The 17,651-nt window shown below is 30.5% G+C and carries 12 protein-coding genes; 8 read left to right on the top strand and 4 right to left on the bottom strand.

All coding sequences use genetic code 11. The features are described 5' to 3' along the window. Positions 1-7 precede the first annotated feature (7 nt). The 8 genes from GQR92_RS14550 (at position 8) to GQR92_RS14515 (ending at position 14,818) form a co-directional block, all read left to right on the top strand. Positions 8-1,225: a bifunctional alpha/beta hydrolase/OsmC family protein gene (locus GQR92_RS14550; protein ID WP_158840776.1), complete on the top strand. Its 1,218-nt coding sequence runs from the start codon at positions 8-10 to the stop codon at positions 1,223-1,225. Between the two features lie 17 nt (positions 1,226-1,242). Next, on the top strand, positions 1,243-1,512 hold the full coding sequence (locus GQR92_RS14545; RefSeq protein ID WP_158840774.1) for a hypothetical protein: 270 nt from the start codon (positions 1,243-1,245) through the stop codon (positions 1,510-1,512). Positions 1,513-1,681: 169 nt separating this feature from the next. Then, positions 1,682-6,721 (top strand): translocation/assembly module TamB domain-containing protein, encoded by a 5,040-nt coding sequence (locus GQR92_RS14540; protein ID WP_233269876.1) that lies wholly within the window; start codon positions 1,682-1,684, stop codon positions 6,719-6,721. A gap of 7 nt (positions 6,722-6,728) precedes the next feature. Further along, positions 6,729-9,017 (top strand): translocation and assembly module lipoprotein TamL, encoded by a 2,289-nt coding sequence (gene tamL, locus GQR92_RS14535; protein WP_158840772.1) that lies wholly within the window; start codon positions 6,729-6,731, stop codon positions 9,015-9,017. Between the two features lie 99 nt (positions 9,018-9,116). After that, complete coding sequence (locus GQR92_RS14530; protein WP_158840770.1) at positions 9,117-10,136, top strand: XdhC family protein; 1,020 nt, start codon at positions 9,117-9,119, stop codon at positions 10,134-10,136. A gap of 4 nt (positions 10,137-10,140) precedes the next feature. Beyond that, entirely contained in the window at positions 10,141-10,734 is a 594-nt protein-coding gene (locus GQR92_RS14525; RefSeq protein ID WP_158840768.1) for a nucleotidyltransferase family protein, read from the top strand. A gap of 19 nt (positions 10,735-10,753) precedes the next feature. Then, complete coding sequence (locus GQR92_RS14520) at positions 10,754-14,437, top strand: metallophosphoesterase (protein ID WP_158840767.1); 3,684 nt, start codon at positions 10,754-10,756, stop codon at positions 14,435-14,437. 6 nt (positions 14,438-14,443) lie between these two features. Next, a complete protein-coding gene (locus GQR92_RS14515; protein ID WP_158840765.1) occupies positions 14,444-14,818 on the top strand; it encodes a DUF423 domain-containing protein in 375 nt (124 codons plus the stop codon). 160 nt (positions 14,819-14,978) lie between these two features. On the opposite strand, the gene GQR92_RS14510 is transcribed toward GQR92_RS14515, so the two are convergent. The 4 genes from GQR92_RS14510 to GQR92_RS14495 form a co-directional block, all read right to left on the bottom strand. Next, the gene (locus GQR92_RS14510) at positions 14,979-15,296 is read right to left on the bottom strand and encodes a hypothetical protein (RefSeq protein WP_158840763.1); all 318 of its coding nucleotides are present in this window, start codon (positions 15,294-15,296) and stop codon (positions 14,979-14,981) included. A 104-nt stretch (positions 15,297-15,400) separates the two neighbouring features. Next, positions 15,401-16,246, bottom strand: a complete 846-nt coding sequence (locus GQR92_RS14505) for a hypothetical protein (protein WP_233269874.1) — start codon at positions 16,244-16,246, stop codon at positions 15,401-15,403. A gap of 125 nt (positions 16,247-16,371) precedes the next feature. Then, positions 16,372-17,217, bottom strand: coding sequence for a TPM domain-containing protein (locus tag GQR92_RS14500; protein ID WP_158840761.1), 846 nt, complete (start codon positions 17,215-17,217; stop codon positions 16,372-16,374). Next, positions 17,214-17,651 carry a TPM domain-containing protein gene (locus GQR92_RS14495; protein ID WP_158840759.1) on the bottom strand — a complete coding sequence of 146 codons (438 nt, stop codon included), beginning with the start codon at positions 17,649-17,651 and terminating at the stop codon, positions 17,214-17,216. The genes GQR92_RS14500 and GQR92_RS14495 overlap by 4 nt, the downstream gene beginning before the upstream one ends.

Here is a 17,651-nt window from a genome sequence, read left to right as displayed (position 1 = left end):
AAAAAGAATGAACACCGTTAGATTAGAAATTAAAAATAGAAAAGGCTTAAAATTACAAGCATATTTAGAATTACCCGCAAATCAGAAACCCAATCAATTTGCCATTTTTGCACATTGTTTTTCTTGCAATAGTAATTTTAATGCCGTAAAAAACATCAGCCGTTCTTTATCTAATCACGGTTTTGGCGTTTTACGTTTCGATTTTACAGGTTTAGGAAGAAGTGAAGGTGAATTTGCAGAAAGTCATTTTTCTGCCAACGTAGAAGATTTGTTAGATGTGAGTGCTTTTTTAGATAAAAACTACAAAGCACCTTCTTTATTGGTTGGTCATTCTTTAGGTGGTGCGGCAGTTATTGTAGCTGCATCAAAATTAGAAAACATAAAAGCTGTGGCAACTGTTGGTGCACCAGCAACTGTTGGGCACGTAACACATTTATTTTCTCACGGAATAGATACTATTCCAGAAAAAGGTGATGTAGAAGTTAAAATAGGCGGTCGTCCTTTTAAAATAAACCAAGAGTTTGTAAACGATTTTCATAAAACAGACTTACCAAAAATTATTAAAGATTTGCGCAAGCCAATTTTGGTAATGCACGCTCCTTTTGATAAAGTAGTTGGCATAGAAAATGCGCATGAAATTTATCATAATGCCATGCATCCAAAGAGTTTTGTAAGTTTAGAGGATGCAGATCATTTATTATCAAAATCATCAGATAGCATTTATGTGGGTAATATGATTGGTACTTGGGTAGAACGTTATTTTAAACCAGAAGAAAACAAAATGATTTCTACGGATGGCGAACAGTTAGTTGGTCATTTAAACTTGTTAGAAGATAATTTTACAACATCAATTCAGACTAAAAATCATTCTTTTATTGCTGATGAACCTACTAGTGTTGGTGGAAACGATTTTGGCCCTTCTCCGTATGATTTTTTAAGCGCAGGTTTAGCAGCTTGTACAGTAATGACGTTAAAAATGTATGCAGAGCGTAAAAAATGGGATTTACAAGAAGTCTTTGTATACATCACTTACTCAAAAAAACATAGTGACGATTTAGATATTGATGTAGAAAAACCAACTCGTTACGATTATTTAAAAAAGAAATTAAATTTTATTGGTAATCTAGATGATAACCAAAAACAACGTCTAAAAGAGATTGCGGCAAAGTGTCCTGTACACAAAACATTACAAAGTGAAATTATTATTGAAACAGAATTAGTCTAACCTTAAAGCAACAAATTATGAACCTTATAGAGAATATAAAAACTTACTTTAACTCTAAAGCAGAAGGAAACACTTCTACAAAAGCACCTGTTGGAATTTGCCCAAATTGTTGGGGAAAACAAGAATGGGAAGGAGATTTCTATAAACAAAATAAAGGAAATAAATTGGTTGGGAACGACCAAACCTATAACAATTTTATCAATAAAATTGTAGAAAGTAATATTAGTGGTATTGTTATTAACAAAGACACTTATCAATGTGAAACTTGTAATATTGGTTACAAATAACAATTTATATATGCGGTTCTTTTAAATCTAATCCATTTTTTATGATTCCTAAATATGGATTTCCCTAAAATTGTTAAATTTTTAGCAAAAGAGTTAAAAGAATCTGATTTAAGGACAATTTGATTAACATTTGCAAGTTACATTTGCACAACTAAAATTGTCTAACACAGTGTCGAAAAAAGTAAAACATAAGAAATATCTATTTTTAAGAAGGTTTTTACGAATCTTTTTAGGAAGTATACTTTTTATTACCTTGTTGCTACTTTTTGTTAGAAGTCCTTGGGGACAAAGCATTATTGTAGATAAAGCCATAAACTTTGTTACCGACAAAACCAACACAAAAATTACTGTAAACAAGCTTTTTCTAACCTTTAAAGGCAACTTGCAATTAGAGGATTTATATGTAGAAGATACCAAAGGAGATACTTTAGTTTATTCTAAATCTTTAGAAGCAAACCTACCTCTTTGGTCTATGATTAAGGGAGCTGCTGTTGGTATAGATAATTTAAATTGGGATGGCCTACGTGCCAACATTAAAAGAAAAGACACCCTTTCTGGCTATAATTTTCAGTTTTTAATTGATGCATTTGCATCTGAAAATTCTACTCCGGTTGTTAAAGAACCTACAACCAAACCTTTAAAAATTATTCTAGGAAACTTTGATTTAAAAAACATTCATGTTGTTTTTAATGATGAAGTATTAGGAATTGACAGTCATTTTAAAATTGGAAATCTAGCTGCCAACATGGACAAAGTTGATTTACAGAAAATGATTTTTAATGCTGATAAAATTGCTCTTTCTAATTCAAATATTAGACTGATTCAGAACCCTGTAATTTCAAGTACCTCAACTACAGAAACTGCTTTACCAACTTTATCTATAAATAATTTTTCTCTAAAAAATGTAAAAATAGATTATGAGAATCCGCAAGATCAATTAGTTGCTGATGTACATATAGATGAATTTTATACTGAAATTCCTGAAATTAATTTGTCTAAAAACAGCATTAACCTTAGTACTATTCAGCTTAAAAATTCTGATATTCTTTTAAAAACAGCTTCAACAAATACCAAAAACGTTAAAGAAGGAACTACAAACAAAGAAATCGCATTTAACTGGCCAGATTTTGACGTGCAAATAGATGACATCAATCTAGAAAACAACAAGATTCAGTATTTTGTAAATAACGAGAAAGTTGTCGAAAATAGTTTTAATCCGAATGCACTTGTTTTAGAAAAGTTTACCTTAAAAGTTTCCGATATTTTCTTAAAAGATAAAAAAGCGGGTTTGCAATTGTCTGCATTTAATTTTAAAGAAAAATCAGGGTTTAGGTTAAAGAAATTTACACTAAACACAGAAATAACAGATACAGAATTAAAAATTTCTAATCTTAAAGTCTCATTAGGAAAAAGTATGATTGCTGGTTTTGTAAACGCTAATTATAAATCAATTTCTCAATTAATTTCATCACCAGAAAACGCAAAAATTAACTTAGGCATTCCTAATTTCTCTATTTTTTTAGATGATTTTTTTACGTTTCAACCTAGTTTAAAACAAAATGAGTACGTATCAAAATTAAGTAAAAAAGAACTTTTTGGTGAAGTAAATATAAACGGAGTTTTAGCTGATTTAAATATTGCTAATACAAATTTAAATTGGGGAATTGCAACTAAAATGTCTTTAGATGGAAACATCAAAAACAGCACAAACCCAAATAAACTACAACTGAATATTGCTAATTTTAAAGCAAAGACAAAACGAAATGATCTTTTAAAAATTGTAGATGAAAAAGCTTTTGGCATTCATTTACCTGAAGATATTTTAATAACGAGTAACGCAAAAGGAACTTTAAGTAACATCAGTACAAATACACAAATAACAACATCGCAAGGTCTTGCAACGTTTAAAGGAAACTTTAAAAACCAAACTAAAATTAGTTACAATGCAGACCTAAAAATTGAAAATTATAATATTGGTACTCTTTTAATGAATCCTAATTTTAGAGAATTAAGCCTTGCTTTAACATCCACAGGAAGTGGTAATAACATGCAAGATTTAGACGCTACTTTAAAAACGACTATTTCTAAGTTTCAGTTAGAAAAATACACCATTAAAGATTTACATTTAGAAGGCGATTTAAAAAATAGCAAAGGAAAAATAACGACTACTTATAAAGATGAAAATCTAAATTTAGATCTAAATGCCTTTGTAAAATTAGATTCTATAAACTCTAAAGCAACTGTAAATCTAAACCTATTTGGTGCAGATTTAGAAGCACTTGGGGTAATACAACGCAAAGTAAAAACCGGCATGGAACTTTCTTTAGACTTTGCAGGAAATGCAGAAAATTATACCGTAAAAAGCAACATAAAAAACGGTGTAGTTGTCTATAATAATAGAACCTTTTTATTGGGTGATGTAATAGCCAATGCCTTTGTAGACAAAGACACAACTGCGGTTTCTATAAAAAATAAAATGATTGATTTAAATTTAGAATCAAACACAGATCCGCAGACATTTAGTACCGCATTACAGCGTCATGTTTCTTGTTATTTTTATAGAAATGTTACGCTTTCTGATACCATTGCAAACCCAGTAAATTTAATTTTAAAAGCTAAAGTTTCTCAAACGCCACTTTTAAAAGATGTTTTTCTGGTCAATTTAAAAGAGTTAGATACCATAAATATTGATGTCAATTTTAAGGAGAAAAAAAGAAAATTGACCGCAAATATTACTGCTCCTCACATTAACTTTAGTGATAATGAATTAGATAGTTTGGCCTTTTCTATGCATACAGATAAAGACGATTTCAACTTTAATTTAGGTTTTAAAGAAATCACCGCAGGTCCTTTAAATGTGCCCAAAACAATCATTACAGGTACACAAAAAGACAACGAATTATCGCTTAATTTTTTAGGTTTCTATAAAGGAGAAAAATTAATGAATGTAAACACAAGCATTACTGGTAACAGGGATCAATTAAAGTTTACAATAAACCAAGACAGTTTATTTTTAAATAGCCATAATTGGAAAATCCCTAAAACCAATGCCATCTTTTTTGAAGATAATAAACTTACATTTTCCGATTTTAAAATTAGCAAAGGCAAGCAATCTATAGAAATTACAGATAAAATTCCGCGTATTACAAAAGATCATATTGCTATCAATTATAAAGACTTTCAAATCAATGAAATTTTTAATTATTTAAGTCCAGAAAACGAAATTAGCACAGGAGTTTTAAATGGAGATTTTATTTTAGAACAACCTTTTGGAGACACTGGTATTATTGCAAATCTAAATATTAGTGAGTTACAAGTATTAAAAACTGACTTTGGGGAATTAAGTTTAGATGCTAAATCTTTAGAAAACGGAAAGTATGATTTTAATGCGGCATTAAAAGACGGAAGTATCGACTTAGACTTAAAAGGCGATTATTTGGTAGATAATAACGACGCCAATTTAAATTTAGATTTGTTGATTAATAGCTTTAAAATGAAAGCGTTAAACACCCTTTCATTCGGAGAAATTAAAGAAACTTCGGGTAGTTTTTCTGGTGATTTTAAAGTAACAGGCACAACATCTAACCCTAACTATAATGGGAATTTACTTTTTACAAATGCTGCTTTTAAAGTTGCTAAATTAAACGCAAAATTCAATTTACAGAACGAAACTTTACGGGTAGACAACAGTGGTTTACATCTATCTAATTTTACCATATTAGATGCAGAAAAAAATTCGTTAGTGCTTTCTGGAGACATCAAAACGAAGAGTTTTATAAACCCTTCTTTTAATTTAGATGTTAAAGCTAATAAATTTAGAGTACTAAATGCCACCAAAGAAAATAACGAATCTTTGTACGGAAAAGTTTCTTTTAATGTTGATGCAAAACTAACGGGAGATTTACAAATACCTAAATTAAACGCAAAATTAGTTGTGGGTTCAGACACAGATGTTACCTACGTTTTGCCTTCTAGCTATACAAATATAGAAGAAAGAGACGGTGTTGTTGCTTTTGTAAATAGAGAAAATCCGGATGCTATTTTAACACAGAAAGAAGAACAAACGGCTACAATTACAGGTTTTGATATAAAAGCATTGCTAAAAATTGATAAAAAAGCAGCCGTAAATATTATCATAGATAAAGAAACGGGCGATAATTTTAAGGTTTCTGGAGATGGTGATTTCATCTTTTTAATGAACCCTAATGGACGTTTGTCTTTAACGGGTGCTTATGAAGTTTCCGAAGGATATTACCAACTAAACTTATACAATGTAGTAGATAGAAGATTTGTTTTAGTTCCTAGAAGTAGAATTTCCTGGGCCGGAGACCCTTTTGATGCCAAGTTAGACATCCGTACATCTTACACCTTAAAAACCTCTGCTTCAGATTTAATGGCTTCGCAAACTTCTGGCGAAGATGCATCAACAAAAAACAAATACAAACAGGTTTTACCTTTTAATGTATATTTAAATATTGCAGGCGAATTGTTGCAACCAAAAATATCATTTAATTTAGACATGCCAGAAGAGCAACAAGGCGCAATAAGTGGTCAAGTTTACGAGCGTGTACAACAAATTAATCAACAAGAAGAAGAGTTAAATAAACAAGTTTTTTCTTTATTAGTTTTAAATCGTTTTTATCCAGATGCTGGTAGCGATGGTAGTTCTGGTGGGTTTGCAACCATTGCGAGAAACAATTTAAATGATGCTGTTTCTGGGCAATTAAATGCTTTTTCTGATAAAATTCTAGGGAGTTCTGGTATCGAATTAGATTTTGGTTTAAATAGTTATACAGACTACCAAGGAGACACGCCAACAGATAGAACGCAATTAGATGTTGCCGCTCAGAAAAAATTATTTAATGATCGTTTAACCGTAAGAGTTGGTAGCGAAGTAGACTTGCAAGGAAGTAGTGCTACTGAAGAAAAATCTCCTTTAATAGGAAATGTAAGTTTAGAGTACAAAATTACCGAAGATGGCAGGTATCGACTTAAAGGTTTTAGAAAAAGTGAATTTGAAAACGTCATAGACGGACAAATAATTGTAAACGGAATTGCATTGATTTTCACCAAAGAATTCAATGAGTTTCATCAACTTTGGAATTCTATTTTAAGTTCAGAAAAAGACAAAAAGAACGTAAAAGAAAAACAAGGTAAAACAACACCAAAACTAATTAAGAACGATGATGATTCAGAACCTAAAAAGTAATTAAAATTTGAAAGCATCCTATAAAAAACATTCTTTTATAATTCTACTATTCGTATTTATTTACGGCTGTGGTATTAAAAAATACATTCCAGAAAACAAACGTTTGTATACGGGTGCTTCTATAGAAATTGAAGCAGACTCAACCGTACAAAAAGTAAGTGAATTAAAACAGAGTTTATCTTCTGTATTAAGTCAACAACCCAATACAAAATTTTTAGGGATGCACATTGGCTTGTATTATTACTATAAAAATCAGCAAGAAAAAACCAACTTTTTAAACAGATGGTTGTATAAAAAAATAGGGCAAAAACCAGTGTATCAATCAGATGTAAATGCTATTGAGAATAAAGAAATTTTAAGAAATAAATTAGAAAATTATGGTTTTTTTTATAGCTCCATTGCGTCTAGTTTTAAAGAAAAGAAAAAGGAAGCAGCTATAGTATATCGTTTAAAAATACCTGCTCCTTATAAAATGGCTACTTACCAAATAGATACTATGGCTTCGCCTATTTATAAAGATATTAAAAGTGTTAGTACAACATCTCCAATTAAAAAAGAGATGCGTTTTAACTTGGGGAATTTAAAACTAGAAAGACAACGATTAGATACCGAATTAAAAAACAAAGGATATTATAATTTTAATTCGGAGTTTTTACTATTTGAAGCGGACACTAACAGATACAAGAGTAAAAAATTCGATTTATTCTTAACACTAAAAGCCAACGTACCTAAAAAAGCAACGGTTCCTTATCAAATTAAAAACATCAATGTATATCCGAATTATAATTTAAATGATTCTACAGAAGTAAAAGGCATTCGTTATCAAGATAAAAACTATTATCAAGACACCTTATTTTTTAATCCAAAATATTTAGATGAATTTATCACGTTAAAAGAAGGCGCTCTTTTTAATCCAGAAACCTCTAAAAACACGGCAAGAAGGCTTTCTTCTATTGGCGTATATAAGTTTGTAAACATTCAGTATAAAGAAATAAAAGACCCTATTACAGATACCTTAGCTAGTTTAGAAGCCAACATTTATTTATCACCCTTAACCAAACGTGCTATACGTGCAGAACTACAAGCTGTTACCAAATCTAACAATTTTGCAGGTCCAGAATTATCGTTAACCTATAGCAATAGAAATTTATTTAAAGGAGGAGAAACGTTAAACATCAGCACAAATATTGGTTATGAAACCCAAATTTCTAGCAATAGTAATGGTTTAAGCAGTTTAGAATTAGGACTAAAAGGCGAACTTGTTTTCCCTAGAGTTATCTCCCCTTTTTCTATCAATAAAGATTATTTTGATTATGCTATTCCAAAAACAAAAGTAAGTTTAAGTGCAACGTATTTAAACAGAAGTCAATTATACACCTTATTATCTGGAACCGCTCTTTTTGGTTATACCTGGAATGCAAATAAATATATTACCTATGAGGTAAACCCTATTTCTGTAAATTATACGCGTTTATCAAATACAACTGCAGCGTTTCAAGAAATTTTAGATAACAACTCTTATTTACAGAGCAGTTTTGATCAGCAATTTATAAGCGGACTTACCTTTTCTTTTACCTACAATGAAATGTTGAATGCCGCCAAAAGTCATCAATTTTATTTACAATCTACCTTAGATGTGGCTGGTAACTCTATTAGTTTATTTGATAAAAAAACAACAGAAACGAATACTTTTTTAGGGTTGGAATATGCACAATATGCAAAAGCAGATGTTGATGCAAGATATCATTATAATTTTGGTGCTAAAAAAGAGCAAACAATTGCTGCCAGAATCTTTGCCGGTTATGGTTATGCGTATGGCAATTCTGATGTTATTCCGTTTGTAAAGCAATATTATTCTGGAGGCCCATATAGCGTTAGAGCATTTAGTATTAGATCTCTTGGGCCCGGAACTTATAATGACAATGACACAAACACTGCAAGTTCTTTTTTTGATAAAACAGGTAATGTTCGGTTAGAAGCAAATTTAGAATATCGTTTTCCTATTTACTCTTTTCTTAAAGGAGCTGTTTTTGCGGATGCAGGAAATGTTTGGAACACCGTTTCTAATTCTGACTTTAATGATACGGATGGTAATGTTAGAGACAAATTTACGTCCAACTTTATAAATGAATTAGGAATGGGTGCAGGTTTTGGTTTGCGAGTAGATGTACAAGGTTTTGTAATTCGTTTCGATTTGGCGGCTCCGTTTCATGATCCTTCTTTAGAAGAAGGAAAACGTTGGGACTTTAGAGCAGACGAACCTGTTTTTAACTTTGCAATTGGTTATTCTTTTTAAGTTGAAAGTGTTATTAAACTAAATATATTTTATTGCAATCATCAAAAAAATTATAACTTTTAAAGGTTTATATTTAGGTCTCAATTTTAGTTTTTATCAATGAATCACGAACTCAAAGAAATCATCCATCAGGCAGTTATCAATCAACAAAAAGGATTGAAAAATGTATTAGCAACGGTAGTCCATTTAGAAGGTTCTTCTTATAGAAAACCGGGAGTAAGAATGTTAATTTCTGAAGATTTAAATTCTGTTGGTGCCGTTAGTGGTGGCTGTGTAGAAAAAGAAATTATACACAGAGCTAAAAGTGTTTTTGTTGATAACAAACCAAAAATGATTACCTACGATGGTAGATATAAGTTAGGCTGCGAAGGTATTTTATATATTTTAATTGAACCTTTTTTAATTTCTGATGAATTTATAAATCAGTTTTCTGATGCTAATTCTAAAAGAGAAATCATAAAAATTGACAGTCATTTTACAAAAGAAGATGAAGCTTTTGGCAATTTTGGATCTGTAGTAACTTTTAACAATAAAACACAATTTGTATTTTCTAAACACTTTAATTTTCAGCATAAAAATGAGGTTGCAATTTACACTCAAATTTTACAACCTAGTTTTAGATTGATTATAATTGGTGGTGAACATGACGCGGTTAAACTCTGTAAAGTAGCCGCAACTTTAGGTTGGGAAATTGATGTAATTACCTGTGCAAAAGATAGCAAACAACTAAAAGATTTTCCTGGGGCAAATTCAGTTATTGGAGATTCTCCAGAAAGTATTCAGTTTAAAAATATCGAAGAAAATACTGCCATTGTAATTATGAATCATAGTTATGTACAAGATTTAAAATATGTTGTAAAACTGTCTGAATACACCCCAAAATATATTGGTATTTTAGGTGCACCAAATAGAAGAGAACGTTTGTTTAACGAACTTTTTGATTTTGTACCAGATCTTTCAGATACTTTTTTAGACAATATTTACACACCAGCAGGTTTGCATATTGGCGCACAAACTCCAGAAGAAATTGCGGTTTCTATTGTTGCAGAAATTCTATCTGTAATTAGAAAAAAAGAACCATTTTCTTTAAGAAATCTTACAGGTAAAATAAACAACTAAATTGATGAAAAATATTGCAATTTTAGTGTTAGCAGCCGGAAAATCATCTAGAATGAATGGTATAAAACAGTTAGAAAAAATCAATAAAAAAACACTTTTAGAGATAAGTTTAGAGAATATTAAAACTGTTTTTTCTTCAACAATTTATTGTGTTTTAGGCGCAAATGCGGATAAAATAAAATCTAAAATACATACAAACAATATCGAATTTATTAAAAACGAAAATTTCGAAAACGGATTGAGTTCTAGCATCGTTGCCGGAATCACTTATTTTAAAAAGAAGAAATATCATTTTGATGGTATTTTTATTTTATTAGCAGATCAACCCGCAATTGAAGTTCGGTATTTAGAAGAAATGTTGCATTTATTTCAACAAAATAAAGAGGTAATTATGGCTTCCAATTATGGAGAAAAATTAGGGGTTCCAGCTATTTTTCCTGAAAAATATTTTTCCGATTTATTATTGATTGAAGGAGATAAAGGAGCAAAAGAATTCATCAACAAAAGAAAAAACGAAATTATTTGCCCCAAACAATCCACCAATTTCTTTGATATAGATACCAAAGAAGATTTGCTACATTATAAAAAATCAATTTAAAACAGTTATTTTCGTACTTATGAAATTATTCAAATACTCATTACTTTCTCTACTTTTTTTATTGATTTCTGCTTGTGCAACCATAAAAAAACAAATTGCAGAAAACCAACATAAAGTAGTTAAAAAGGATAGTTCTAAAATTGAACATACTTTTTATTTAATTGGAGACGCAGGAAACTCAACATTAGAAGAAGATTCACCTGCTTTAAAATATTTAAAAAAGCATATTAAAAACGCTTCAGAAAAGTCCACTTTACTTTTTTTAGGAGACAATGTGTATGAAACCGGTATTCCAAAAAAATCATCTAAAAACTATCCTTTAGCCAAAAGAAGAATTGAAGCACAAACCAATGTTGCTAAGAAATTTAAAGGAAAATCTATATTTATTCCTGGTAATCATGATTGGTATCATGGTTTAGATGGCCTAAAAAGAGAAGAAAAACTAGTTGAAAAAGCATTGGGAAAATCAGCTTTTTTACCGAATAATGGTTGTCCGTTAGAAAAAGTTAATATTTCTGATGACATTGTTTTAATTATTGTAGACACACATTGGTATTTAACAAATTGGGACAAGCATCCAACAATAAATGATGAATGTGAAATTAAAACAAGATCTAAATTCTTTGATGAGTTTGAAGGCTTAATCAAAAAGGCAAGAGGAAAAACAACCATCGTAGCGCTGCATCACCCAATGTTTACAAACGGTTCTCATGGAGGAAAATACTCTTTTAAGAGTCATACAAATCCATTACCAATTTTAGGTTCTCTTAAAAATTTAATTAGAAAAACATCTGGACTTTCAAATACCGACATTCAAAATAAAAAATACAATGAGCTTAGAAAACGTATTATAACGCTTTCTCAAGAGAATGATAAAACTATTTTTGTTTCTGGTCACGATCATAATTTACAATACATAGTAGAAGACAATCTTCCGCAAATAGTTAGTGGTTCTGGCTCTAAAACAACACCAACTAAATTAACCGGTAATGCTAAATTTACGTATGCAGCGCAAGGTTTTGCTAAATTAGACATTTACAAAGACGGTTCTTCTAACGTTCGTTTTTATGCTGTAAAAGATGATACAGTTGTTTATGAAACAGCCGTTTTACCAGCAAATGAAAAGAAAAACGATACTGCGTTTCCTAAAAATAACATTACAGAGAAAAAATCTTCTATTTACACCAAAGAAGAGGTTGATAAAAGCGGCGTTTACTGTTTTTTATGGGGAAAACGTTACAGAAAATATTTTGGTACAGAAGTAATTTCACCAACAGTAGCTTTAGACACGCTTTTTGGTGGTTTAAAACCCGTTAGAAAAGGTGGCGGTCATCAATCTAAATCTTTAAGATTAGAAGATAAAAAAGGAAGAGAATATGTAATGCGTGCCTTACGTAAAAATGCAGTACAATATTTACAAGCAGTGGCTTTTAAAGATCAATATATAGAAGGTCAATTTAATGATACGGCTACAGAAGATTTATTAAGTGATGTTTTTACAGGCTCGCACCCATATGCGCCTTTTACCATTGGTAAATTGTCTGACGCGGTTGGCATTTATCATACAAACCCTGTTTTATATTACATTCCTAAACAAAATAGTTTAGGCAGTTTTAATGATGAATTTGGAGACGAATTATACATGATTGAAGAACGTGCTGCCTCTGGGCATGGAGACAAAGAAAGCTTTGGTTTTTCTGATAAAGTAATTAGTACAGACGATTTATTGAAGAAATTAAATAAAAACGAAAATCATATTTTAGACGAAAAATCTTACATAAGAGCGCGTTTGTTTGATATGTTAATTGGAGATTGGGATAGACATGAAGACCAATGGAGATGGGCTGAATTTGAAGAAGGAGAACAAACGATTTATAGACCAGTTCCTAGAGATAGAGACCAGGCATTTTCTATTTTTGGTGATGGATTCTTGTTAAGTATTGCTACAAAAATAATACCCACTTTACGTTTAATGCAGTCTTACGAAGAAGAATTAAATAGCCCTAAATGGTTTAATTTAGAACCGTATCCTTTAGACATGGCATTAATTACAAAAGCAACTAAAGCCGATTGGGATGCACAAGTAAAAATGATAACGACACATCTTACAGATGCAATAATAGACGACGCTTTTACTAATTTCCCTGTTGAAGTAAGAGATAAAACAGTGGCAGAAATAAAAACAAAACTACAAGGCAGAAGAAGAAATTTACAGAAAATTTCTGATACTTATTTTGATCATATCAATAAGTTTCAGGTAATAAAGGGAACAAATAAAGATGATTGGTTTGATATTGATAGATTACCTAACGGTAGCACAAAAATTATAGGATATCGTATTATAAAAGGAGAAAAAGGCCCTGTTTTTCATGAACGAACATATAACAAATCTAAAACCAAAGAAATTTGGATTTATGGTTTAGATGATGATGATCATTTTGTAGTAAAAGGAGAAGATAGAAACTTAATTAAGGTTAGAATTATTGGCGGACAAAACAATGATATTTACAATATTATAAACGGTAAAAAAGTAAAAATATACGATTACAAATCGAAGAAAAACACGTTTATCACCAATAAAGGAAACAGAAAACTGACGGATGATTACGAAACAAATATCTATGATTACAGAAAGCTTAAAAACAATCAATTTTTAATAACACCAACAATTGGCTTTAATCCGGATGATGGTTTAAAAATAGGGATTTCTAACGTATACACTGCTTATGGTTTTGAGAGAAACCCATTTACGTCGCAACACACTTTAAATGCTTCTTATTATTTTGCTACAAGTGGTTTTGAACTGAATTATTCAAGCGAGTTTGCAAACGTTTTTAAGAATTGGAATCTTGGTATAAATGCACGTTTTACGAGTCCTAATTTTGCAATGAACTATTTTGGAATAGGAAATAATTCTATAAACCTTAATGCAAACGATGAAGAAAAAGAAGAGGACTACAATAGGGTTCGAATAAGAGAAATTACAGCCGGTTCTTTTGTGCATTGGAAAGGAGATTTGGGTGGAAAAATTAAAATTGGTGTTAACCTGCAAAACTATAAAGTAGAACAAACCGACTTTAGATATATACTTGAAGAGTTTGATTCAAATTCTACTATTTTTAGCAATCAACAATTTATAAATACAGAAGCGGGCTACGAATTCGAAAATGTAGATAATAATGCTTTTCCAACAATGGGGATAAAAACATCTCTAAAAGTAGGATTTACTTCTAACTTAAATAATGACAACAATTTTGGGTACTTAATTCCTGCTATTTCTTTTGATCATAAATTAGTGTCTAGCGGAAAATTAGTCTTAGCAACTAAAGTAAAAAGTCATTTTAATTTTGGGGATTCTTACGAGTTTTATCAAGCTGCAAGCATTGGTGGAAATGATGGTTTAAGAGGTTTTAGAAACCAACGATTTACGGGTAAAAACTCCATTTATCAATCTACAGACCTACGTTTACTTTTAAGTAAGTTTAAAACAAGTATTGTACCTTTAAACATGGGTATTTATAGTGGGTTTGATTACGGAACTATTTGGGGACAAGATAATACAACATTAAACAACAGTAAATTTAACACCTCTTTTGGAGGAGGCGTTTTCTTTAATGCTGCAAATATGTTAGTAGCAAATATTGGTGCTTTTAATAGTGATGATGGTTTAAGAGTTACATTTAATTTAGGATTCAATTTTTAACAAACTATGGATAAATTAGCATTAATTTCAGGAGCAATTTTTGGGTTAACAGCAGTAGTTTTTGGCGCATTCGGAGCACATCTTTTAAAGAAAAAACTAAGTACAGATCAATTACAAAGTTTTGAAACAGGTGTAAAATACCAAATGTATCATGCAATCGTTTTACTTGTTTTAGGTTTTCAATTAAACCAACAACTCACTTTAGACAACTACATTGTTTACTTCTTTATCATTGGAATTCTTTTATTTTCATTTTCTATTTATGGTCTGGTTATTTCGTCTGCCAATAATAAAAAGTTAAGCTTTTTAGGCCCAATTACTCCATTAGGTGGTTTGTGCTTAATTTTGGGTTGGGGCTTGTTAATTTATAAGTTTATATAAGTAATAAAAAAATAGCTGTAAACCTATTTATTTTCGGCTATTTTTATAATTTTGGTTACCTATAAAATTAAAATACAACCAGAAGAAAACATATAAAACTATATAGAAAAAAGAGTAATAATTCTAACCTATAATATTTTAGATATTTCATCTTAAAGAATTAAAGTACAGTAGATAGTTTTATTGTTTTTCCGCAATGTGTAGATGCTATTTTAAAAATAACTTTACCTTTTTTTCCTTTGCTAGCCCAACAAACTTCTTTACCTACATTGCAACCAACACTTGTACTAGAACCTTTGTTTAAAGACACAAACCCAGTACCTGTATAAATACTTACTTTGTTTTTTGTATCATTTATCAATTTAAAACTACTACCAATTACAACCTCTATTTTAGGTTGATTTTCTTTTGGATTATTCTCGATTTCCATAAAAAACAAGAAGGAAAACATACTAAATGCTAAAACGAATACTTTCATAACTTTTATTTTTTTTATTATACCTTAAATATAATAATCCTCATAAAAGGATAAAGCACATAGTTTCCGAAAGGTACTTTTTAACTTCTAAAACAAAAACAACGTTACAGCTTTAACTCATAAAAATTACCACCAGCACCATGTGCTTTTTCATCGGTAATTAGCAAGGTGTTATTGTCTTTAAAAGTAATTCCTTCTTTTTGAGAACTGTACTTTAAATGAATCTTCGTGAATTTTCCTGATAAAAAATCATCGTCTTTATAATCAGAAAAAAGAAGAACATAAGATGGTGATAACAATGCCACTTTACTCCCATCATTAGAAATATCGGCAGAAGTAATCCAACAATCCATTTCATCACAATTATTAAATTCAGAAATAAATTGAGCTTCATATTCTCCTTCCTTGGCAGGAATTCGATATAAAGAAGTTTTTCCGAATTTACTTTTTACTCTACTTTTTGTAAAAACGTAAAGCGAGTTCTTATAGTAAAAGAAAGATTCTGCATCAAAAAAAAGTTGCTTCTTTTTAGGTGGAAATTTTGTTTGATTAGGGTAATAAAACTTAATTTTTTCTACTTTTACTTTTTTATCACTTGTTAAATCTTCATGATTTACTTTTAGAATAACAAGGTTTTTCCTTTTGCTATCATTGTTTCCAAAATCACCTATATAAAGGTTTCCATCTTCATCAGAAGTTAAATCTTCCCAATCGTTATTTTTTTCTTTTATGGTAAGCTCTTTTTCGATGCTTCCTCTAGAAGAAACCCCATAAATTTTAGGCTTATTTCCACCATCATTTAACATCCAAATTAAATCTGAATTAGAAACTACTTCTGTACCAGAAACTTCTTCTAAGTCTTTCGATAAATCTGAAATAAGTTTTAAACTGCCAAAATTCTGACAAGAAACAGAGAGTAAGAAACTAAAAACAATAACTATTTTTTTCATAAAGAACCTTTTGTGTGTTAATAAACAAGCCCTTCTAGTTTTTGTAAAACCAGAAGGGACTCATTTTTAATTTTATTTTTATGTACTATGAATTTTATTTCTAAAAAAAGTAAAAGACCTGTTTATTACCAGCCTCCAGAAGCGCCACCTCCACCAAAACTACCGCCACCGAAGCCTCCACCAAAGCCACCGCCTCCAAAACTGCCTCCTCCAGAAGACCCTCCAAAACCGCCGCCGCCAAAGCTTCCGCCACCTCTACCTGCATTACTTAAAATAATGGCATCGAAAATAGTATCTGCAATAGAACCTCTTCTAAAACCTCTACCACCACTTCCGTTATTTTTATTTCCTCTAGAAATTAAAATAAAAAAGATAATAATGATTATGATAAAAATGATAATTCCAGGATCAAATCCATCAGCTTCTTTTTGGCGAGTACCTTCAAACTCTCCGTTTAAGGTTTTAAAAACATAATCAGATCCCTTGTCTAAACCGCTATAAAAACCTCCTCTTTTAAACTCAGGAATAATTACTCTTTCAATAATTCTTTTCGATTGAAAATCAGTTAATACATGTTCTGTTCCTCTACCTGCTTGAATTGCAATTTTTTTATCATTCTGAGCCAACAATATTAAAACACCATTGTCTTTTGCTGCATCTCCTATCCCCCATTTCTCACCCCAATTTGCGGCTAAATAACTAATATTCTCACCTTCGGTGGATGCAATAATAGCTATTACAATTTGGGTAGATGTAGTATCTGAATAACGTACTAATTTACTTTCTAAACTCGTTTTCTGATTCGGAGTAAGTAACCCAACATAATCATAAACACTTGTTTGAAATTTAGGCGTTTCTGGAATTTTAAATCCTTGAGAAAAAAGACTTAACGTACATAAAAAAGCAAGTAAAGTAAATGCCTTTTTACTAGAAACTGAAAATCGAAAACTGTAAACTTTTTTTAAATTCATCCTTTAGAAATCTCATTAGAAAGTTCATCTTCATCATCAATTTGCCAAGGAAAATGAGCTTGTAATTCTTCTCCTGCTTTTAAAATTCCGTCTACAATTCCTTGTTTAAAATCACCCTTTTTAAAATGATTTTGCATCACATCTTTTGTGGTATTCCAAAAATCTGTAGGAACTACTTTATTAATTCCTTTATCACCATAAATAACAAATTTTTTGTCTTTTACGGCAACGTAAATTAACACCGCATTATCATCTTTAGTGTTGTTCATTTTTAGCAGATGAAATACTTCTAACGCTCTCTTGTCATGATTCTTCTCTGTGGAAGCCTCAATATGTATACGAATTTCGCCAGAAGTATTTTTCTCTGCAACTCTAATCGCAGAAATAATTTCTTGTTCTTCTTCTGGAGAAAGAAATGCTTCTACCTTAGACAT

The sequence above is a fragment of the Polaribacter sp. L3A8 genome, from assembly GCF_009796785.1.
GTDB lineage: Bacteria > Bacteroidota > Bacteroidia > Flavobacteriales > Flavobacteriaceae > Polaribacter.
The sequence above is the reverse complement of the archived record's forward strand: the minus strand, read 5'-3'. Positions and strand labels throughout refer to the sequence as shown.